This window comes from Tenacibaculum sp. SZ-18 (assembly GCF_002813915.1).
Classification (GTDB): Bacteria; Bacteroidota; Bacteroidia; order Flavobacteriales; family Flavobacteriaceae; genus Polaribacter.
The window spans coordinates 675,145-695,896 of the sequence record NZ_CP019335.1 but is presented as its reverse complement, the minus strand read 5'-3'; the positions used below and the strand labels follow the sequence as shown (position 1 = coordinate 695,896).

The 20,752-nt window shown below is 31.6% G+C and carries 16 protein-coding genes and 1 tRNA gene; 14 read left to right on the top strand and 3 right to left on the bottom strand.

What is annotated here, in order from left to right; all coding sequences use genetic code 11:
• The first annotated feature begins 55 nt into the window (after positions 1-55).
• The 13 genes from BTO06_RS03115 to BTO06_RS03055 all read left to right on the top strand — a co-directional run bounded on the left by BTO06_RS03115 (position 56) and on the right by BTO06_RS03055 (position 15,769).
• Positions 56-129: transfer RNA gene (locus BTO06_RS03115), tRNA-Thr, on the top strand.
• Between the two features lie 89 nt (positions 130-218).
• Positions 219-824 carry a uridine kinase gene (udk, locus tag BTO06_RS03110; RefSeq protein ID WP_100926695.1) on the top strand — a complete coding sequence of 202 codons (606 nt, stop codon included), beginning with the start codon at positions 219-221 and terminating at the stop codon, positions 822-824.
• A 2-nt stretch (positions 825-826) separates the two neighbouring features.
• Positions 827-1,144, top strand: a complete 318-nt coding sequence (locus BTO06_RS03105; RefSeq protein WP_100923919.1) for an FtsB family cell division protein — start codon at positions 827-829, stop codon at positions 1,142-1,144.
• Positions 1,144-2,490, top strand: coding sequence for a methylmalonyl-CoA mutase subunit beta (locus BTO06_RS03100; RefSeq protein WP_100923918.1), 1,347 nt, complete (start codon positions 1,144-1,146; stop codon positions 2,488-2,490). The genes BTO06_RS03105 and BTO06_RS03100 overlap by 1 nt, the downstream gene beginning before the upstream one ends.
• Positions 2,483-3,160 carry a hypothetical protein gene (locus BTO06_RS03095; RefSeq protein WP_100923917.1) on the top strand — a complete coding sequence of 226 codons (678 nt, stop codon included), beginning with the start codon at positions 2,483-2,485 and terminating at the stop codon, positions 3,158-3,160. The genes BTO06_RS03100 and BTO06_RS03095 overlap by 8 nt, the downstream gene beginning before the upstream one ends.
• Positions 3,153-3,815, top strand: a complete 663-nt coding sequence (locus BTO06_RS03090) for a hypothetical protein (RefSeq protein WP_100923916.1) — start codon at positions 3,153-3,155, stop codon at positions 3,813-3,815. The genes BTO06_RS03095 and BTO06_RS03090 overlap by 8 nt, the downstream gene beginning before the upstream one ends.
• On the top strand, positions 3,808-5,871 hold the full coding sequence (gene scpA, locus BTO06_RS03085; RefSeq protein WP_100923915.1) for a methylmalonyl-CoA mutase: 2,064 nt from the start codon (positions 3,808-3,810) through the stop codon (positions 5,869-5,871). The genes BTO06_RS03090 and scpA overlap by 8 nt, the downstream gene beginning before the upstream one ends.
• Before the next feature lie 2 nt (positions 5,872-5,873).
• Entirely contained in the window at positions 5,874-6,752 is an 879-nt protein-coding gene (locus BTO06_RS03080; protein ID WP_100923914.1) for a phosphatidylserine decarboxylase, read from the top strand.
• Between the two features lie 108 nt (positions 6,753-6,860).
• Positions 6,861-10,019 carry a cytochrome c biogenesis protein CcsA gene (gene ccsA, locus BTO06_RS03075; protein WP_100923913.1) on the top strand — a complete coding sequence of 1,053 codons (3,159 nt, stop codon included), beginning with the start codon at positions 6,861-6,863 and terminating at the stop codon, positions 10,017-10,019.
• Between the two features lie 48 nt (positions 10,020-10,067).
• Positions 10,068-10,583: a hypothetical protein gene (locus tag BTO06_RS03070; protein ID WP_100923912.1), complete on the top strand. Its 516-nt coding sequence runs from the start codon at positions 10,068-10,070 to the stop codon at positions 10,581-10,583.
• 59 nt (positions 10,584-10,642) lie between these two features.
• Positions 10,643-12,535: a polysaccharide biosynthesis protein gene (locus BTO06_RS03065; RefSeq protein WP_100923911.1), complete on the top strand. Its 1,893-nt coding sequence runs from the start codon at positions 10,643-10,645 to the stop codon at positions 12,533-12,535.
• A 41-nt stretch (positions 12,536-12,576) separates the two neighbouring features.
• On the top strand, positions 12,577-13,347 hold the full coding sequence (locus BTO06_RS03060) for a polysaccharide biosynthesis/export family protein (RefSeq protein WP_100923910.1): 771 nt from the start codon (positions 12,577-12,579) through the stop codon (positions 13,345-13,347).
• A 10-nt stretch (positions 13,348-13,357) separates the two neighbouring features.
• Complete coding sequence (locus tag BTO06_RS03055; protein ID WP_100923909.1) at positions 13,358-15,769, top strand: GumC family protein; 2,412 nt, start codon at positions 13,358-13,360, stop codon at positions 15,767-15,769.
• Between the two features lie 47 nt (positions 15,770-15,816).
• Here BTO06_RS03055 and BTO06_RS03050 read toward each other — a convergent pair whose 3' ends face one another.
• On the bottom strand, positions 15,817-16,560 hold the full coding sequence (locus tag BTO06_RS03050; protein ID WP_100926694.1) for a tyrosine-protein phosphatase: 744 nt from the start codon (positions 16,558-16,560) through the stop codon (positions 15,817-15,819).
• A gap of 145 nt (positions 16,561-16,705) precedes the next feature.
• Between BTO06_RS03050 and BTO06_RS03045 the strand changes: the two genes are divergently transcribed.
• On the top strand, positions 16,706-17,557 hold the full coding sequence (locus BTO06_RS03045; protein ID WP_100923908.1) for an N-acetylglucosamine kinase: 852 nt from the start codon (positions 16,706-16,708) through the stop codon (positions 17,555-17,557).
• Here the strand turns inward: BTO06_RS03045 and BTO06_RS03040 are convergent.
• Positions 17,550-18,809: a UDP-N-acetylmuramoyl-tripeptide--D-alanyl-D-alanine ligase gene (locus tag BTO06_RS03040; RefSeq protein WP_100923907.1), complete on the bottom strand. Its 1,260-nt coding sequence runs from the start codon at positions 18,807-18,809 to the stop codon at positions 17,550-17,552. The genes BTO06_RS03045 and BTO06_RS03040 overlap by 8 nt on opposite strands.
• A gap of 87 nt (positions 18,810-18,896) precedes the next feature.
• Positions 18,897-20,606 carry a gliding motility lipoprotein GldJ gene (gene gldJ, locus BTO06_RS03035; RefSeq protein WP_100923906.1) on the bottom strand — a complete coding sequence of 570 codons (1,710 nt, stop codon included), beginning with the start codon at positions 20,604-20,606 and terminating at the stop codon, positions 18,897-18,899.
• Positions 20,607-20,752 lie beyond the last annotated feature (146 nt).

The window sequence follows — 20,752 nt, the reverse complement described above, 5'->3', positions numbered from 1 at the left end:
AAAATATTTGCCAGTATTAAAAAACATAGTATATTTGCCACGCTTTAAAGCAAAGGCCGATATAGCTCAGCTGGCTAGAGCAGCTGATTTGTAATCAGCAGGTCGTGGGTTCGAGTCCCTCTATCGGCTCTAAAAGCATATAAGACATCAGAAATGATGTCTTTTTTTGTGCTCTATTTTTTCTAAATTTGCTCACACAAACTACAACAATGAAAAATATATTTATAATCGGTATTGCAGGAGGAACGGGAAGTGGTAAAACGACTGTAGTAAATCAGATAATTAATGAACTTCCACCAGATGAAGTTTGTGTGATCTCTCAAGATTCTTATTACAACGCAACAGATGATCTTACTTACGACCAGAGATCAAAAATAAACTTCGACCATCCCAGAGCTATTGATTTTGAATTATTAGTAGATCATTTAAAAAAACTTAAAAGCGCTGATATTATTGAACAACCTGTCTATTCATTTGTAACTCATAATAGAACTAAAGACACTATAAAAACACATCCACGAAAAGTTATTATTGTTGAAGGAATTCTTATCTTTAACAATAAAGAATTGCGAGATTTATGTGATATTAAAATATTTGTTCATGCAGATGCAGACGAAAGATTGATTAGAAGGGTTAAGAGAGATATTTCTGAAAGAGGTAGAGATATAAATGAGGTACTTAGTAGATATCAAGACACACTAAAACCAATGCATCAGGAATTTATCGAACCAACAAAGAATTTTGCGGATATTATCATCCCCAATGATCGTTATAACACTGTAGCAATTGATGTAGTAAGATCTGTAATTAGCGAACGCCTGTAGCAATGAATTTAAAATCAATTCAAAACAAACCTGTAGTTAAAATAGTAACAAATATTTATGTTATTATACTTACTGTATTTGTGGTATGGATGCTTTTCTTTGATGAAAATTCATATTTGACGCACCGAGAATTTAACAATGATATTAAGGAACTACAAACTTGGATTGATTATCATAAGAAGAAAACTGCAGAAGACAAACAAACCATAAAGAATCTTCAGGATACTCTCGAACTAGAAAGGTTCGCTAGAGAAAAGTATTTAATGAAAAAGAAAAATGAAGATATTTATATAATCGAATTTGATACTATAGAAAAATAATGGGAACATATTTATTTGATGAATTTGAAGGTATATCAGAAAAAGCTTGGAAACAAAAAATTCAAGCTGACTTAAAAGGTTTAGATTATAACGAAACACTTTTATGGAATACAAACGAAGGAATTACTGTAAAACCTTTTTACACAAAAGAAGATAGCACTCATCAAACTCCTGATCTCCCAAAAGCCAATTTTTCAATCTGCCAATCTATATATATTGACAATGAAAATGTAGCAAACAAATTAGCTGTTGATGCTTTAAACCGAGGAGCAAATGCTATTGAATTTGTTTCCGATAACGATTTCAATTTTGCTAAGGTTCTTAATAACATTGATATTACCATTACAAAAGTTTATTTTAAACTAAACTTTTTAAACGTCGAATTCATTAAAAAACTTGCTGAGAAGACAAACTCCACAAACTGTTTTTTAAACATTGATATCATTGGTAACTTAGCGAAAACTGGAAACTGGTTTGAAAACCTAAACAGTGATTATAAAAAACTAGAAGAACTTAAAGAGCTAAAAAATTGCATTGCAGTAAACGCTTCTCTCTATCAAAATGCAGGAGCCAATACAATTCAACAACTAGCATACGCGTTAAGTCATGCCAACGAATATTTAAATAATTTTGGCGCAGATATCGCAAGTAAAATTCATTTTAATTTTTCTGTAGGAACTAATTACTTCTTTGAAATCGCAAAACTAAGAGCCTTTAGAGTCTTATGGAACGCTTTACTAAAAGAATATAATACTTCTGTGAATGAAGCACATATTTTCGCACAACCTACTTTAAGAAACAAAACCTTATATGATTACAATACAAATATGCTAAGAACAACATCTGAATGTATGAGTGCTGTTTTAGGAGGAGCGAATACGGTTACTAACGTTTCTTATGATGAAATTTTTCATAAATCAAATGAATTTGGAGAACGCATTTCAAGAAATCAATTATTAATTCTTAAAGAAGAAAGCGGTTTTAAAAATTCACAAAACTTTGCAAATGGGAGCTATTATATTGAAAGCTTAACAGAACAATTAGCGGAAAAAGCATTGGAGATCTTCAAGCAAATTGAAGAAGGTGGTGGTTTTATGAAGCAGCTAAAAGAAGGAGTTATTCAACGTAAAATTTCTGAATCGGCACAGAAGGAACAAGAACTTTTTGACAAAGGCGAACTGGTTTTACTAGGAACCAATAAAGTTCAAAACGAATCCGACAAAATGAAGAATGATTTAGAGCTATATCCTTTTGTAAAAAAGCGTTCTCAAAAAACATTAATACAACCCATAATAACAAAAAGATTGGCAGAACAAACTGAACAAGAACGATTAGGAAATGAATAAGCTTTATCTTTTAATTATATTTATCTTCTTTCACGAGTTGAGTTTTTCACAATATGACTTTTATCAGAATTTCAGTGACAATTCGGATGATAATTACATCAAGACAATGGTGTCCACTTTCGAAGAATTAATTTGTGATTATTATAGTATTGAAAAAGATAAATCACAAAAAGCTTATAAATTATATCTTCAAGAAATATCAAAAGAAAAGGTGAACTTCCCTTCTCTTCTAGCTAAACTTTCATCGGAAAAATCCTTACAATTACTCAAACAATCTTATGAAGAACTTGCTGATTACGTTTGGCTCAAAAGTTCTGATAATAGACATAAGTTTTCTCATTTTAGTTTTACACTATTCACACCTGAAGAACTGAAAAAATTTAAAGACGAACAGTTTTTCGAAAAATATATTAACAAAATCAAATCGAAAAAATTTGTCTACATCATAAATTACGAAGAAGAGTTCTCTGATAAACTCATATCCATTAGTAACAACAACGACATTAAAGATTTTATCCTAACTTTTAGAGAAGATTATATAAGCACCCCTCTTTTAATAGCTCCGATGTTAAATTTAAAAGAGCAGGATTTTAAAAATCAAGCGATAAAAACATTTATTGCATTTGAACTCTTTTACACCTGCCTTAACTCTAAAATAGATAATGAATAGAAAAATAGCAATCTTGTTTTGTCTTCTATTGACTTTTTCTTTAAACAGTCAAAGTAATTCCCTTTTAAAAGAAAGCAGAAGCGACTTGATTGAAGTTATGGTTGATCATTTCGAAAACATAGTATGTAAGTATTACAACATTTATAAGGAAGAATCATTTAAGGCAATTAAAAAGTTTACGAATGACTCCGATGAGGTTTTCAAAGGCTTTAAGAATCTAGAACAAATTGTAACTCAAGAATCAATTGAATTATTGAATCAATCGAAAATCGAACTAAAGAATTACCTTTGGATAACTAAGAAACAAAGACAACAAAAATCAAAATATTTAAGTTATTCTGAGCTTTCAACTCAAGTAAAAGAAGTACTAGACAGCACAACCACTAAATACTACAAAAATCTTGAAAGGAAAGATTCTGAACTCACCATAAATTATTTTGGTGAATATGGTAAAAATATTTCCGTTAATAGCAATGATGATATTGCCGACTTAATTACAACATTTAAAGAGTTACATGGAAATAGTGACTCAGGATTAATAGCTGCAGCTTTAGTGAATCTTACCAGTGAAGATTATAAAAACAAAGCTACTAAAACCTTTATTGCATTTGAATTATTCTATGCATGCTTAAATTCACACGTCGAAAATGAGTAGAAAAGATATATCAAACATACAACTAGAAAAGAACGTTTCTACAACAAATCAAAGATTAAAACACGAGGATTTTGTTGCTGGTTTAGCGCCAAATTTAAGAGGTCCTTACTCTACAATGTACGTAAGACGACCTTGGACAATTAGACAATATGCCGGTTTTTCAACTGCTGAAGAAAGCAATGCTTTTTATAGAAGAAATTTAGCTGCAGGACAAAAAGGATTATCAGTTGCTTTTGATTTAGCAACCCACAGAGGTTACGATTCAGATCATGAACGTGTACAAGGCGATGTAGGAAAAGCTGGTGTAGCTATTGATTCTGTTGAAGACATGAAGGTCCTTTTTGATCAGATTCCATTAGATAAAATGTCTGTTTCCATGACAATGAACGGAGCTGTACTACCAATTCTTGCATTTTATATTATCGCTGCGGAAGAACAGGGTGTTACTCCTGAAAAGTTATCAGGAACTATTCAAAATGATATTTTAAAGGAATTTATGGTGCGAAACACTTATATCTATCCACCTACTCCATCAATGAAAATTATTGCGGATATTTTTGAATACACCAGTAACAACATGCCTAAATTCAATTCGATTTCTATTTCAGGATATCACATGCAGGAGGCAGGTGCTACACCAGAAATTGAATTAGCTTACACCTTGGCAGATGGATTAGAATATATAAAAACTGGATTAGCAGCAGGAATGGATATTGATACTTTCGCACCTCGATTATCTTTTTTCTGGGCAATCGGAATGGATCACTTTAGAGAAATTGCAAAAATGAGAGCAGCCAGAATGCTTTGGGCGAAACTTGTAAAGCAATTTAACCCGAAAAACCCGAAATCACTAGCATTAAGAACGCACTGTCAAACTAGCGGATGGAGTTTAACTGAACAAGACCCATTTAATAATGTTGCCAGAACAACCATCGAAGCAATGGCAGCTGCTTTCGGAGGAACACAAAGCTTGCATACAAATGCGTTAGACGAAGCAATTGCTTTACCTACAGATTTCTCTGCAAGAATTGCGAGAAATACTCAAATTTATTTACAACAAGAAACAAACATTACAAAAACAGTAGATCCATGGGCTGGAAGTTATCATTTGGAACAATTAACCGAAGAAATAGCCAATAAAGCTTGGGAGTTAATTCAAGAAACAGAAGAACTTGGAGGAATGACTAAAGCAATTGAAAAAGGAATTCCAAAGATGCGTATTGAAGAAGCCGCAGCAATTAAGCAGGCGAAAATAGATAGTGGTCAAGATATTATTGTTGGTGTAAATAAATATCAATTAGAACAAGAAGATCCTTTACATATCTTAGAAGTAGACAATGAAGCTGTTCGTAAATCTCAAATTGAACGATTAGAATACTTAAAATCAAAAAGAGATACATTTAAAGTTGAAGCTTGCTTGAAAGATTTAACAGAATGCGCTAAAACAGGTAATGGAAATTTACTAGATTTAGCAGTAAAAGCAGCAAGAAACAGGGCATCTTTAGGAGAAATATCTGATGCTCTAGAAGCCGTTTTTGGAAGACACAAAGCTGTTCATAAAACAATATCTGGAGTGTATAGTAAAGAAATAAAAGACGATTCATTATTTAAAAAAGCGAGTGAACTGGCTGATGAGTTTGCGAACCTAGAAGGTCGTAGACCAAGAATAATGATTGCAAAACTTGGTCAAGATGGTCATGATCGAGGTGCTAAAGTTGTTGCAACAGGTTATGCTGACTTAGGTTTTGATGTCGATGTTGGACCATTATTTCAAACGCCAAAAGAAGCCGCAAAGCAAGCAATTGAAAACGATGTTCATATTATTGGTATTTCATCATTAGCAGCAGGACACAAAACATTGGTTCCTCAAGTAATTGAAGAATTAAAAGGGTATGGTCGTGAGGATATTATGGTAATTGTAGGCGGTGTAATTCCTGCTCAAGATTATCAATTTTTATTTGATTCGGGAGCAGTTGGAGTTTTCGGTCCTGGTACAAAAATTGCCCAAGCGGCAATTGATATGTTAGAGATTTTAATTGACAGTATAGACGAATAAACATGCAAATTAAATTCATCAACAGAGAAAGTGGAGAAACTCAAATTGAAACTCCACCAGGAGAAGGTTTTTTAAAAATGTTATACAGTAATCCTTTTGGAAAACTAGCATTACTTCCATTGGTAAAACGTAAGTTTTTATCGGAATGGTATGGGAGACAAATGAACAAAACATCTTCTGTTTCTAAAATTGAAAAGTTTGTTGATGAATTAAATATTGATTTAAATGAAGCTAAAAAATCGATTAGTGAATTCACTTCATTTAATGACTTTTTCTACCGTAAATTAAAACCAGAAGCTAGACCAATTGGAGATGATTTCGTCTCACCAGGGGATGGGAAACTACTAGCATTCGAGAATATTGAAGATGTGCACAACTTCTTTATAAAAGGAAGAAAATTTACACTCCAAGAATTTTTAGGAAATAAAGATCTTGCTAATAAATATAAAAACGCGTCACTCTTAATTTTAAGATTAGCTCCAAATGACTATCATCGGTATCATTTCCCATATAGCGGAATACCGAGTGAAATGGTAAAAATAAAAGGTAGTTACTTATCTGTTTCTCCCTATGCTTTAGCCGAAAACTTTACCAAAGTATTTTGTGAAAACAAACGCGAATATTGTATTTTAAAAACTACAGATAAAGGAAATATATTGCTCGCACCAGTTGGAGCAACCATGGTTGGAACGATTATAGACACATACATTCCAAATCAACAACTAAATAAAGGAGACGAAATGGGGTATTTCGCTTTTGGTGGATCAACTGTTGTTTTATTGGTAGATAAAGATAAAATCAAAATAGATAAAGATATCTTGGATAATACCAAAGACAAGATTGAAACTTTTGTTAAAATGGGTGAAAAGATTGGCTCATAATTACGCTCCAATTTTAACTTAATCTAAACACCAAAAAACAGTTCATTTCTAAAGTGAGTTAGTTTAACTTTCCGTAAATTTGCAAAGTTTTCATCTACTCATTTTACAATGAAAAAATTCTTAAATATATTTTATTCAACACGATTAATGGCTATACTTTTTATAGTATTTGCAATAGCCATGGGAATAGCAACTTTTATAGAAAATGACTTCGGAACACAAACGGCAAAAAAACTAGTCTATAACGCATGGTGGTTCGAAATAATCATGCTTTTATTTGTCGTAAACTTTTTCGGAAATATTTTTAGATATAGATTATTTAGAAAAGAGAAATGGACCGTACTAATGTTTCATATTTCTTTCCTTTTCATTTTAATTGGAGCTGGAATTACTAGATATATTGGTTATGAAGGTATGATGATTCTTGATGAAGGAGAATCAACTAACGTATTTTTATCAGAGACTAATTACCTAAATGTAATTATTGACGATAATGCTTCTCAAAAATCTTATGAAGAAAAATTACTTTTATCTGCATGGGGGAAAAATTCAAAAGACTTTTCTTTTGTTTTTCAACCAAATAAGAACAAACCTAAACAAGAAATAGACTTTAAATTAGTCGATTATATTCCTTGGGCAGAAGAAAAATTGATTCTGGATGAAAACGGAGTTGAGTATTTACATTTTGTAGAAAGCTCAAGCGGAACAAGAAACGATCACTACATCAAAAGAGGTACAATTCAAAATATTCACAATATTTTAGTGGGCTTTGATGCACCAAATCGTAACGCCACCGTTAACTTATTTTATGTTAATGGAAGTTTAAAGATGACGTCGAAACAAGGTGGACAATGGTTACGAATGGCTGATCAAAAACAAGGACAAATTGTACAAGACAGCATTCAACACTTTCAATATAGAACATTACACACTTTAAATGGCTTTCAATTTGTAGTTCCTGAACCAGCAGAAAAAGGAGAAATGAAAACTATTAGAGGTGTGAAAGATGATAAAAAATTCGACTTAGTTGTGTTTGATGTTACCACCAATGGTAAAACAGAAAGAGTAGAATTTACTGGTGGTCAATTCAATACGAAAGGCAAAAAAGAATTCACTATAGACAATTTAAACTTTAGAGCTTGGTATGGATCTAAATTACTTCAAACTCCTTTTAATGTGAAATTAAACGATTTCCAATTAGAAAAATATCCTGGATCGGAAAGCGCTTCTTCATATGCAAGCGAAGTGACTGTTGTTGATACGGAAGAAACCTTTGATTATAGAATTTTTATGAACCATATTTTAGATCATAAAGGATATAAATTTTTCCAGGCGAGTTATCAAAATGCTGGAGAAGCTATTGAGCAATCTCATCTTTCAGTTAATCATGATTTCTGGGGAACTCTAATAACATATATCGGATACTCGTTATTATATATTGGACTTATTTCTGCTATGTTCGCTAGGCATACGCGCTTTGACGATCTAAAGAAAGGGTTAAGAAAAATTAGAAAGAAAAAAGCTACTTTTATTATTCCTTTCTTATTCGCCTCTACCTTTTCTTTTGCTCAGCATAATTCTGATCATGGTAACGATCTCAAGTCAAAAATAAGTAATGAGAAAATCGATAGTATCCTTAAATCAAACCTTGTGAGTGTTGAACACGCGGAGAAGTTTAGTCGTTTGGTAATTCAAGATGCTGGCGGAAGAATGAAACCGGCACATACATTTGCTTCAGAATTGGTAAGAAAAGTAGCTCAAACTAACAAATTTAATGGTATGACTCCTAGTCAAGTGTTACTTTCAATTACAGAGAACCCAACTTTCTGGTTACAAGTTCCTTTCATTTATTTAGAAAAAGGGAATACTGAAATCAGAAAAATATTAGGACTTCCGAAAGAAGCAACGCATGCTAGATTTATTGATTTCTACGATAAACGAGGAAACTCCGTAATTGGTAATTTAGTTGTACAAGCGCAAAAGAAAAAAATCCAAAATAAATTTGAAAAAGACTTAATAAAAATTGAAAGAAGAATTTGGTTATTATCTCAAGCCTTGGGAGGAGGAATTTTAAAAATTTATCCAATTCCAGGAGATGATGAAAATAAGTGGGTTTCACAACCAGAAACAGCTACAGCAGGATTTAGAGCAACGGATTCAGTTTTTGTTCGTCAGTCTTTACCTGTTTACATGCAATTATTACAAGCTTCTAAAAAAAGTGGAGACTATAAAGAGCCAGATCAAATATTGGACGGAATTAAAAAATTTCAGAAAAAATATGGAAATCAAATTATGCCGTCTGATGATCAAATTAATCTAGAGATTGCTTATAATAAAATCAACATCTTTAAAAAACTTTTTTTATACTACGGATTATTTGGTTTCCTTTTAATAGCTTTTGAAGTTCTGAGTATTTTCTCTCAGAAAAAAACATTCAAATATATTGTAAAAGGATTAATTGGGGTTATAATTATGTTATTCATAGTCCATAGTATAGGACTTATATCTAGATGGTATATCAGTGGGAATGCTCCATGGAGTAATGCATACGAGAGTATTATTTATGTTGCATGGGCAACTATGCTATTTGGTTTATATTTAGGACGAAAGTCTTCTTTAACCATTGGAGCAGCTACTTTTGTTTCTTGTGTAATTTTAATGATTGCCATGGGAAATTGGTTAGATCCAGAAATTGCCAATTTACAACCAGTATTAAATTCATGGTGGTTACTAGTACACGTGTCAATCATTGTAGCTAGTTACGGACCCTTTTCTTTAGGAATGGTTTTAGGAGTTGTTGCTTTATTCTTAATCATTTTCACCAATGAAAAGAATAAGAAAAAAATGGATACACATATAAAAGAGCTCACCATAATTAATGAAATGGCTCTAACAGTAGGTTTAGTAATGCTTACCGTTGGAAACTTTTTAGGAGGAATGTGGGCCAATGAGAGTTGGGGGCGTTACTGGGGATGGGATCCAAAAGAAACTTGGGCACTTATATCAATCATGATTTATGCTTTTGTTCTTCATATGAGACTTATTCCAGGACTAAGAGGAAAATACACTTTTAATCTTTGGTCGATCATTGCATATGCCTCAATCATGATGACTTACTTTGGTGTAAATTTCTACTTGTCGGGATTACATTCTTATGCTAGTGGAGATAAAGTAATTACCCCTAATTCGGTCTATTTATCAGTATTATTTGTATCAATATTAGGAACTATAGCTTGGTTTAGAAACAAAAAAGTTTATCACAAGTAATACAATTAGGTTTAAAAATGTACATTTGCGCTTCAAAGAAGAAATAACATGTTTAATAAAAAGATAAAATTAGTTCTCGCAGTATTAATAACGATTTGGGCCTTTTATAATTTTTACCAAGGAGATATTGGAAATGGTATTTTCTTATTATTGTTAGCAGGTATCTTTGTCTTTTTTTACTTTAAAAATGAGTTTATACTCCTGGCATTTTTACAACTTAGAAAACAAAACTTCTCTGGGGCTCAGAAATGGCTTGGTTATATAAAAAATCCTGAAGGATCTTTAACAATAAAACAACAAGGTTACTTTAATTACCTCCATGGGATTATGTTATCTCAAACAAATATTACTCAAGCAGAAAAATTTTTGAAAAAAGCGGTAAAATTAGGATTATCAATGGATCATGATCTAGCTATGGCCAAATTGCAACTTGCTGGAATAGCAATGACCAAAAGAAGAAAAAGGGAAGCTACAACATTAATGAATGAGGCGAAAAAACTTGATAAACACGGAATGCTTAAAGAACAGATACAAAGTTTAAAACAGCAAATGAAGAAAATTTAAGTTACAAATTTGCTCAAGTCAAATATATTGTATCTTTAACTCAGCTGTAATCTATAAAAATGATCAGAAATTTTCTTTTAAAAGCGTTAAATAAGCATGCCTCTCATTGGGTTGTTTTATTTATTGATAACATACTTGTTATCTTATCTTTTATTTTGGCTTATACAATTCGCTTTAATGCTTCTTTAAATTTTAACACTAATAACTTAACTTACCAAATACCTTTTATCTCGGTAGTATTTTTGGTATCTTTTTGGTTAGTTGGATCAAATAGAGGTATAATAAGGCACACGGGAACAAGAGATGCCTTTAATGTTTTTATAGGTGTTACCCTCGCGTCTATTAGTATAATATTTATTGTGGCCATAAATAACGTCTACAAAGTATTCCCAAACTATACAATACCCAAGACCATTATTCTGATTCACTATTTCATTACAGTTTTTATACTTGTTGTTAGCAGATTCATTTTCAAAGCTTTTTACGAAATCATCTCATCTGAACTAAAAGACATTACTAATGTAATGATCTATGGGGCTGGAGATTCTGGTTTAATTACTTATGGCGCTTTAAATAGGGATACAAAAAACAACTATGAAGTAATTGGTTTTATAGATGATGATAAGACTAAAGTTGGTAAAAAGATAGACCGAGTAAAAATTTATAGCCGCCTCGAAATAGATAAAGATTTTATAGAGAAACAGCAAGTCGATGAAATCATTTTCTCAATCCAGAATATTAAATCAGAACGTTTACTTTTTCTAACTGATAAAACACTTGAACTTGGAGTAAAACCTAAAATAGTTCCAGCTCTTTCTAATTGGATTGGAGGTGATTTTGAAGCCAATCAAATCAAACAAGTGAAAATTGAAGACTTGTTAGATCGTCAACCAATTTCAATTGACAATCCAATTGTAAAAAGAGACGTTAACGGTAAAGTTATCCTCGTTACAGGGGCGGCAGGATCAATTGGAAGTGAAATTTCTCGTCAAATAAGCAAATACAATCATAAACATTTAATTTTAATAGATCAAGCCGAATCTCCTTTATACGAAATTCAACAGGAATTAATTCGTCAAGGTATAGTAAACTTTACTTCCCTTGTTGCAGACGTTCGCGATCTAAAGAGAATGGAGGACGTATTTCAAGAATTTAATCCTGACAAAGTTTATCACGCAGCAGCCTACAAACATGTGCCTTTGATGGAAGAAAGTCCATATGAAGCAATTAAAATCAATGTTGCTGGAACTAAAAACATAGCAGATTTATCAGTGAAATATAACGTAGAACGATTCGTCATGGTCTCTACAGATAAAGCTGTAAACCCAACAAATGTTATGGGAGCTACTAAACGAGTAGCAGAAATGTATATTTCATGTTTAAGTTCATGCTTCAACACAACAAAGTTTACGACAACTCGTTTTGGAAATGTATTAGGTTCAAATGGATCCGTAATACCTCTTTTTAAAAAACAAATTGAAGATGGTGGACCATTAACAGTAACTCATAAAAATATTACAAGATATTTTATGACGATACCAGAAGCTTGTCAATTAGTTCTAGAAGCAGGAACAATGGGAGAAGGAGGCGAAATTTACATTTTTGATATGGGTAAATCTGTTAAAATTTATGACATAGCAAAACGGATGATTCATTTATCAGGTTTAAAATACCCTGATGACATAAATATTAAAATTACTGGACTCAGACCTGGAGAAAAACTATATGAAGAATTATTAGCCAACGGAGAAAATACTACTCCTACTTATCACGAAAAAATAATGATTGCCAAAAACCAATCGATAGATTTTAAAAAAATTAAGTCACAAATTGAATCGTTATGTAAAGAAAACAATCTTAACCAAAATAACCATACTGTTAAGTTAATAAAAGAAATAGTATCAGAATATAAATCAAATAATTCTGTTTTCGAAAAACTTGACACTCTCTAAGTCCAAAATAAATTAGTTATTTTCGCAACAAAATTTTTCAAATGCTAGAAATAAAAAAACTTGTTCTTTTTTTCTTACTTTCAACATTGTGTTCTTGTGTATCAAAAAAAGACATTACTTACTTCCAATATGATGAGATAGAACAAGCCAAAGTTTCCAACTCATACAACACAATTTTAAAGTCAGACGATTTAATACAAATTACCATTTCTGCTCTAGATTTAGAAGCTGTAAAATCATTTAATCTACCCGCAGTTAACTTTGCAACAACAACGAATAGTGCTGTTGGGGCTCCTCAACAACAATCCTATTTAATAGATAATGAAGGTTTTATTGATTTTCCAGTTCTAGGAAGACTTAAAATTGGAGGTCTCACTAGGCAACAAACAATTCAATTATTGAGAAACAAATTGGACCCAGACTATATCAAAAATCCAACTATTAATATTCGAATAGCCAACTATACAATAACAGTTTTAGGTGATGTAAGAAGCCCAGGTACTTACACTATCCCTAATGAAAGAATTACTATTCTTGAAGCTATTGGTTTAGCTGGAGATTTAAATATTACAGGTAAGCGTAACTCTTTGAAAGTATTTAGAGAAATTAATGGAAAGAAAGTAAAATATGATGTTGATTTAAGATCAAATAAACTATTCACGTCTCCCGTATACTATTTACAACAAAATGATCTAGTATATGTTGACCCCAATAAATCCTCTTCACAAGACGCAGCTTTTAATCGCAATACAGGCTTATTTGTTTCTATTGGATCTATTTTAGTTTCCTTAATTGCTGTTTTAACCAGATAAAAAATTCTTAATGAATACTAATATAAATTCGCACCAAATACAACAGCAAGACACAATTAATGTAAGAGCTGAACTAGAAAAGTATTTAATTCACTGGAAGTGGTTTTCTTTAGGAGTTATTATAAGTATAGCTTTAGCTTTTTTATACTTAAGATATAGCACTCCCAAATATATAGCGTCAACTACTATAATGATTAAGGATAATAATAAATCTGGTATCTCTGCAGAATTAGAAGCCTTTAGTGATCTTGGTATTGTTGGTGGGGGATCAAGTAATAACCCCGATAATGAAATTGAAATATTAAAATCTAGAAAAATACTTGGCCAAGTTGTTAAAAACCTAAAACTTAATGTGAAGTATATTTCTGAGGGAAGAGTTAAAAACTCTGAGATCTACGAGAAAAAACCAATTCTATTAAATATAACAGACTCAATAACAATAAAAGAAATTACTAAACCTTTCTCGTTTTCAATCTTTATAAAAAATGACAACGAGTTTAGTTTAATGGATAATGAAGATAACCTATTGTATGAAAATATCTCTTTTGGATGTAAGTTTAATTTACAACTAGACAACCAACTAAAACCTCTAGAATTAAAGAATATTTCTATTACTAAAAACTCATTTTACACACATGAGGATGTTAATGAAAAAATAATAATAAACATTTATTCAGATGATTCGATTATAGATGGATTAATTGATGGAGTATCTATAAAACAAATAAATGTAAACTCAAGTGTATTAAGATTATCCCTGAAATCCGCAGTATTACAAAAAGCAGAAGATGTACTTGACGAAATTATTAAACAATATAATTTAGACGCTAAAAAAGATAAAAGTGAAGTATCTAGAAAAACTGTTGAATTTATAGATGAAAGATTAGATAATGTTGGAGGAGAACTAGCCATTGTAGATGACAATGTTAAGAACTTTAAAAAGAAAAACAATGTTACGGATATAGAATCTGAAGCCCAATTAGTTTTAGAAACAAGTACGGCAAATAGGCAGAAGCTTATAGATATTAATATTCAATTAAGCATAGTGAAATCATTAAAAGAAGAACTAATAGCTTCTGAAGATATCCTTCCGGTTAACCTTGGACTCCAAGATCCTAATATCGCCAATTATATTTCTCAGTATAATGAATTACTAAGTAAGAAAAATAGACTATTAAAAAGTGCAGGTAAAAAAAACACTATAATTCTTGAACTTCAAAATAACATAGATGATCTACGAAAATCTTTAATTAACAGTTTAGAAAACCAGGAAAGAGCAATTCAACTTAACGTAAATAATCTTAATAGAGAAGCTAATAGGTTTAACTCAAAAATTTCATCTATACCAACAAAAGAAAGAGAATTTTTAGATATTACTCGACAACAAGAAATTATTGCTGCTTTATATACCTATTTATTAAGAAAAAAAGAAGAAACGGCTATCTCCCTCGCAGTTACTGTCCCTAATGCAAAAATTATAGATAGAGCTTATGGACCAGATATCCCTGTTTCTCCCAAAAAGAAAATTATTTTTATTGCTGCTTTATTACTAGGTCTTATTATTCCTTTTATTATAATATATATTAGAGACCTACTTGATACCAAAGTCCACACTAAAAAAGATATTCAGGATTTAACATCTGTTCCTTTCATTGGAGATATTCCCCATTCTGATACCAAAGAAAAAATTGTAGTAGGTACAGATGCAAGATCTAGTGCTGCGGAAGCTTTTAGATTAATTCGAACGAATTTAGATTTCATGCTAACAGCTAATGAGCAATCAACTGGAGGTAAAACAATTTTTGTTACATCTACTACCAGCGGTGAGGGGAAATCATTTATTTCCATTAACCTAGCTGCTACATTAGCTTTATCTGACAAAAAAGTCATTCTTGTTGGAATGGATTTACGTGCACCCAAAGTAACAGAATATTTAAATATTTCTGAACGAAAAGGAATTACTAATTTTATAACTAATAATAATATAACTATTGACTCTTTGAAGTTCAGAGTTCCAGAGTTAAAGAATTTAGATATTATTGCTTCGGGTGTTATTCCTCCAAACCCTGCTGAATTATTAATGTCTTCTCGAGTAAAAGAACTTTTTGAAACACTTCGCATGGAATATGACTATGTTCTTATAGATACTGCTCCAGTTAATTTAGTTACAGATACATTATTAATTTCAAAATATGCTGACGTGTTTTTATATGTAAGTAGAGCTAATTATTTAGATAAAAGACTTTTATCTGTACCTGATACCCTTTATAGAGAAAAAAAATTACCAAACATGGCTATCATACTAAACGACACGGATATGAAAAGAGGTTACGGATACGGTTATGGATATGGTTATGGTTATGGTTATGGTAACGTAAAAGAAGAAGCAACTAAACCATGGTATAAAAAATTGATTGGATAAACAATAATTATAAAACTAAAAAAAGGAGCTTTTTAGAGGCTCCTTTTTTAGTTATTAAACTTACTATTATTTTTTACAAGATCTACAATAGTATTTTTAATTCTTTTAGTACCGACTTTTTCCAACAATCGTAAATGATTCTTATGATGAGTATCGGTGCCAACAAAATCGTATAAATTTTCCTTAATTAATTTCTCGGCAGTTTTTTTTACCCCACTTCCATACTGTTCAGTTAATGATAGTAAGTTTAACTGAAATAAACATCCGGCTTTTTTGAGTTTATAATAATTTTGAAAATCATTGTGATAGAAATTATAACGTTCTGGATGAGCTAAAATAGGTTTATAACCTTTTAACTGAATCTCAAATAGAATATCGTACAAATTCATCGGTGCATTAAAATAGGACATTTCAACTAGGATAAAATTATCCTGTAAGGTTAAAATATCGTCTTGTTCTAATCTCTTAACAAACTGTTCATCCATCATATACTCTGCAGCAGCTCTTATACTTACATCTTCAAAACCTTCCCTAAGTGTCAATTCATGTTTCAACTCTTCTAGTTTATGCAGAATAGTTCCTGTTGTATTGGGGTAAACCTCTCCCAACACATGGGGTGTTGTGATAAAATTCTTAATCCCAAAACTATACATTTTAGTTATTAAGGATATTGAATCTTCTATAGTCTTCGCTCCGTCATCTATACCCGGCAGCAAATGAGAATGAATATCTACAAACTTATCATTAAATATTTCTGTAAGTGAAATAGACTTTTCCTTTAAAAAAAACATAATTCTATACATGATTAGCGAAACAAAATTAAACTTTTTTCAATAAAAATCTACTTTATTTCTTTCGAAAACGATTGAGTTTTCGTCAGCTATTGTATAGTAGAAGCCGATAATATATATTTGAATCAAACATTTAACAACAAACATGATTTTAATCGCAGACGGAGGATCTACAAAAGCAGACTGGATTGCTTTAGACAAGAATAAAAATGAGGTTTTCAGAGCCAGAACTTTAGGTTTAAATCCTGCAGTAGTTCCGGCAGAAGAATTAAAAAATAGAATCATAAATATGTTTCAACTTATCAATATCAAAGATGAAGTTGAAGAAATTCACTTTTATGGAGCAGGTTGTGGTACTCCTAAGCCTGTACAAATTCTCCATGGTGTAATGGCAGAAATTTTCACCAAAGCTGATATTAGTATTGCAGAAGATATGTTAGCCGCTGTTTACGCTACAAGTGGAAATGATCCTGCTATTGTTTGTATTCTAGGAACGGGCTCAAACAGTTGTTATTTTAATGGCACTGATATGGAAATGTTAGCTGCCTCTTTGGGCTACTCAATTATGGACGAAGCTAGTGGTAACTATTTCGGAAGGCTTTTAATTCGAGATTACTATTATAAACAGATGCCAAAAAAAATCGCACAAAGTTTTGAAAGCGAGTTTAATTTAGACGCAGATTATATTAAGCAACATCTCTACAGAGAACCTAACCCAAATATGTATCTTGCATCTTTCGCTAAGTTTATGTTTGAATTTAAAAGCGAAAAATATATAAAGAAACTTATTCGTAAAGGCTTTAAAGAATTCTTTAAATACAGAATTTTACCCTACAAAAAGGATAGCTCTACTCCTATTTATTTCATAGGTTCTATTGCATATTACTTTAATGACATACTTGAAAAAGTTGCTAATAAGCATGGATTATCAGTTACTGGAATCGTTCAACGCCCAATAGATAATTTGCTAGAATATCATAAACAACATATTACTTAATATATTCTAGGGATCGCTCAAGAGCCATAGCACGAGAGCCTTTTATCAAAATCTTACTGTTTTCAAATTTCTTATTCTCCAAGTACTTTGCAAGTAAATCGAAATTTGAAAACTGTTTTCCGTGCAGGACAGTAGACTTAGCGAAATTATCTCCAACAAAAATTATTTCTTCAAAACCTAACTCTTCCACAAGATCAACAATATTCTGGTGTTCCTCACTACTATTATCGCCTAACTCAAACATATCCCCTATAATAACTACTTTTTCTCCCTTTCCAAATTCTTTGAAATTTTCAATGGAAGCCTTCATACTTGTTGGATTAGCATTATATGCATCTAAAATAATCTCATTTGAACCTTTGGAAATTATTTGAGATCTATTATTCGTTGGTACATATCCTTCAATTGCATTAATTATAGACTCTTCGTCTAATTCAAAATATTTACCAATTGTAACCGCCGCAACAATATTAAAGTAATTATATGCCCCAATTAAATTACTTTTCATCTTATTACCATTTAGTCTCATTCTTACAAATGGATCTACCTTTATTAATCCTATATTCTCGGTAAATAAATAGGTATTAGCTCCTTCTGATTTTTCTATTTGAATTGAATCATTCGGATTTATTATTAAAGTACCACCACTACTAATAATATATCTATATAATTCTGATTTACCCTGAATCACTCCTTCTACTCCACCAAAACCTTCTAAATGAGCTTTACCAAAATTAGTAATATACCCAATTGTTGGTTCAGCTATTTCAGAAAGCATTTTTATTTCTTCTTTATGGTTAGCTCCCATCTCCACAATTCCTATTTCAGTTTCATTGGTCATGGATAACAATGTTAATGGGACACCAATATGATTGTTATAGTTACCTTGAGTTGCAGTAGTTCTATATTTTGAAGACAACACACAATTGATTAACTCTTTAGTCGTAGTTTTACCATTACTTCCAGTAAGACCAATAATTGGAATATTAAGCGCCTTCCTATGGTAATTTGCTAGTTTTTGAAGAGTTGACAAAACATCATCTACTAAAATAACTCTTTCATTAATTTTATACTCTTCTTCATCTACCACAGAAAATTCAGCACCTCTTTCTAAGGCATCAATAGCGAATTTATTTCCATTGAAATTCTCTCCCTTCAATGCAAAAAAAATGGTTCCTTTTCTAATTTTCCTTGTATCAGTATCTACTAGATAATTCTTTCTATATAACTCGTAAAGTTCCCTAATTTTCATTTTGTAAAAATAAAAAACCTCACTGAATGAAGCGAGGTTTTATGTATGTGCATTTCTTATATAGCACTTAATCTATTTTAATTCCTTCTATTTTTTAGAATAAATATATCTTGGTGTAGCAGTTTTCTTTTGATTACGTACCATTGGCCCGACTTTGTCTGTTGCACATCTAAACCCGATATAATTAGTAGATATATACTCTGGGAAATATCTTCTCTGTGCAGGATCTAACCAGTATTCTCTATCAGCCCAAGAACCTCCTTTGTAAACTCTAGTTTTATTACTCACCAACGTAGTTCTATTCTTCTTATCATATTCTAACTTTACTATCGCATTTCCCAAAGAATCTCTCTCTGCCTCAGGTCTGACAGGTGAATTATACATTCGAGGGGTTCCTGCCAATTGATCCTCTTCTAAATTAAAGAATTGAGAGGACTTTTGGTCACCGTCATTCAAGTCGGAATTGTCAGCAACAGAATAATTTCTTCTCATGTAAGTATCATCCTTTGTAATCGGTATATATTTAAAAGAACCAGGTAATGCCTTTGGCATTACTTTTCCATTTACTAAAGTATCTAATTCAACTTGACTATCGTCTACGATTACCACCTTACCGTCTGCGTCTATTAATTTTTTCGTAAATACATTACCTCTAAAGTAGTTAAAATCATTCGCCTCTGAATCAACTATAGGGCGATAAACATCTGATACCCACTCTGCTACATTACCAGACATATCATAAAGACCAAATGCATTTGGTGGATAACTCTTAACTGAGTTCGGGATATCAGCACCATCACTACTCCATCCAGCAATACCACTATAATTACCTTTCCCTTGTTTGAAGTTAGCTAATTGATCTCCTCTTCTGGATTTAACTCTATTTCTTGTATACTTTCCAGTCCAAGCATACTTTTTTCTACCACGAATATTATTATATTCTCTATTTTCAAAAATTGCTTTTGCTGCATATTCCCATTCTACTTCAGTTGGTAATCTAAACTTCTGTGATAAAATACCATCAGATGAAGTTACTTGCCTTCCAGTAAAAGAACCCTTAGGAGGTCTTGCTTCTCCCTTTTTTCTTGGGACAGGAATACCTCTCTTATAGATAGTAGAATCACCATCGAATAATGCATATGGTTGATCTAAATATACATCTGTATCGAAATTATTCTTCCCACGGAAACTCAAAGAGTCCTCCTTGAAAATATTTGTGATAACTCCCTTATCCATTAATATCTTCAAATTAACTGCATTGGTTCTCCATTTACAGTACTGATTTGCCTGTAACCAGGTTACACCAACAACAGGATATTCAGAATAAGCTGGATGTCTCAGATAACTTTCAGAAAGCAGGTTTGTATTTCCTAGACCTTTTCTCCACACTAATGTGTCCGGTAGAATTGACGAGTAAATATGTTTGAACTGTGCTTCTTCAGGAGGAAAAACATCCTTTGTATATTGAAGAAATAGTCCGTATTCAGCATTTGTTACTTCAGCCTCATCCATGTAGAAAGAACGAACATGCATTTGTTTAGGAGTTGTATTCCAGTCAAACATCACATCATCCTGAACTAGCCCCATAGTATATGTACCTCCTTCAATGTGAACCATTCCTGGAGGAACATTACCATCCTTAAATTCTCCTTTCAAATAATTACCATAACTCGGATCATTAAAGTTCCAGCCTGTAAGAGAAGAAGAAGAACCAGAGCCTTTTCTTGAACTTTGACACGAACTTAAAATCACTAAAGAAATTGTTAGTAAGCTAAATAACTTAAATGTACTTTTCATGTATTTACTTATTTTTAGGGTGCGGCAATTTACAACATTTATCATTGAATATGAATATATAAATATAATAATTTTATTATAGGTTCTAAATACTATTTCAAAACGATTGTTTTTTCATTTTATTATAAGTAATCTTGCAAAACATA

Coding starts and splice junctions, on each gene's coding strand:
- BTO06_RS03105 (WP_100923919.1), top strand. CDS start 827: ATGAATTTAAAATCAATTCAAAACAAACCTGTAGTTAAAATAGTAACA.
- BTO06_RS03100 (WP_100923918.1), top strand. CDS start 1,144: ATGGGAACATATTTATTTGATGAATTTGAAGGTATATCAGAAAAAGCT.
- BTO06_RS03095 (WP_100923917.1), top strand. CDS start 2,483: ATGAATAAGCTTTATCTTTTAATTATATTTATCTTCTTTCACGAGTTG.
- BTO06_RS03090 (WP_100923916.1), top strand. CDS start 3,153: ATGAATAGAAAAATAGCAATCTTGTTTTGTCTTCTATTGACTTTTTCT.
- scpA (WP_100923915.1), top strand. CDS start 3,808: ATGAGTAGAAAAGATATATCAAACATACAACTAGAAAAGAACGTTTCT.
- BTO06_RS03080 (WP_100923914.1), top strand. CDS start 5,874: ATGCAAATTAAATTCATCAACAGAGAAAGTGGAGAAACTCAAATTGAA.
- ccsA (WP_100923913.1), top strand. CDS start 6,861: ATGAAAAAATTCTTAAATATATTTTATTCAACACGATTAATGGCTATA.
- BTO06_RS03070 (WP_100923912.1), top strand. CDS start 10,068: ATGTTTAATAAAAAGATAAAATTAGTTCTCGCAGTATTAATAACGATT.
- BTO06_RS03065 (WP_100923911.1), top strand. CDS start 10,643: ATGATCAGAAATTTTCTTTTAAAAGCGTTAAATAAGCATGCCTCTCAT.
- BTO06_RS03060 (WP_100923910.1), top strand. CDS start 12,577: ATGCTAGAAATAAAAAAACTTGTTCTTTTTTTCTTACTTTCAACATTG.
- BTO06_RS03055 (WP_100923909.1), top strand. CDS start 13,358: ATGAATACTAATATAAATTCGCACCAAATACAACAGCAAGACACAATT.
- BTO06_RS03050 (WP_100926694.1), bottom strand. CDS start 16,560: ATGTTTTTTTTAAAGGAAAAGTCTATTTCACTTACAGAAATATTTAAT.
- BTO06_RS03045 (WP_100923908.1), top strand. CDS start 16,706: ATGATTTTAATCGCAGACGGAGGATCTACAAAAGCAGACTGGATTGCT.
- BTO06_RS03040 (WP_100923907.1), bottom strand. CDS start 18,809: ATGAAAATTAGGGAACTTTACGAGTTATATAGAAAGAATTATCTAGTA.
- gldJ (WP_100923906.1), bottom strand. CDS start 20,606: ATGAAAAGTACATTTAAGTTATTTAGCTTACTAACAATTTCTTTAGTG.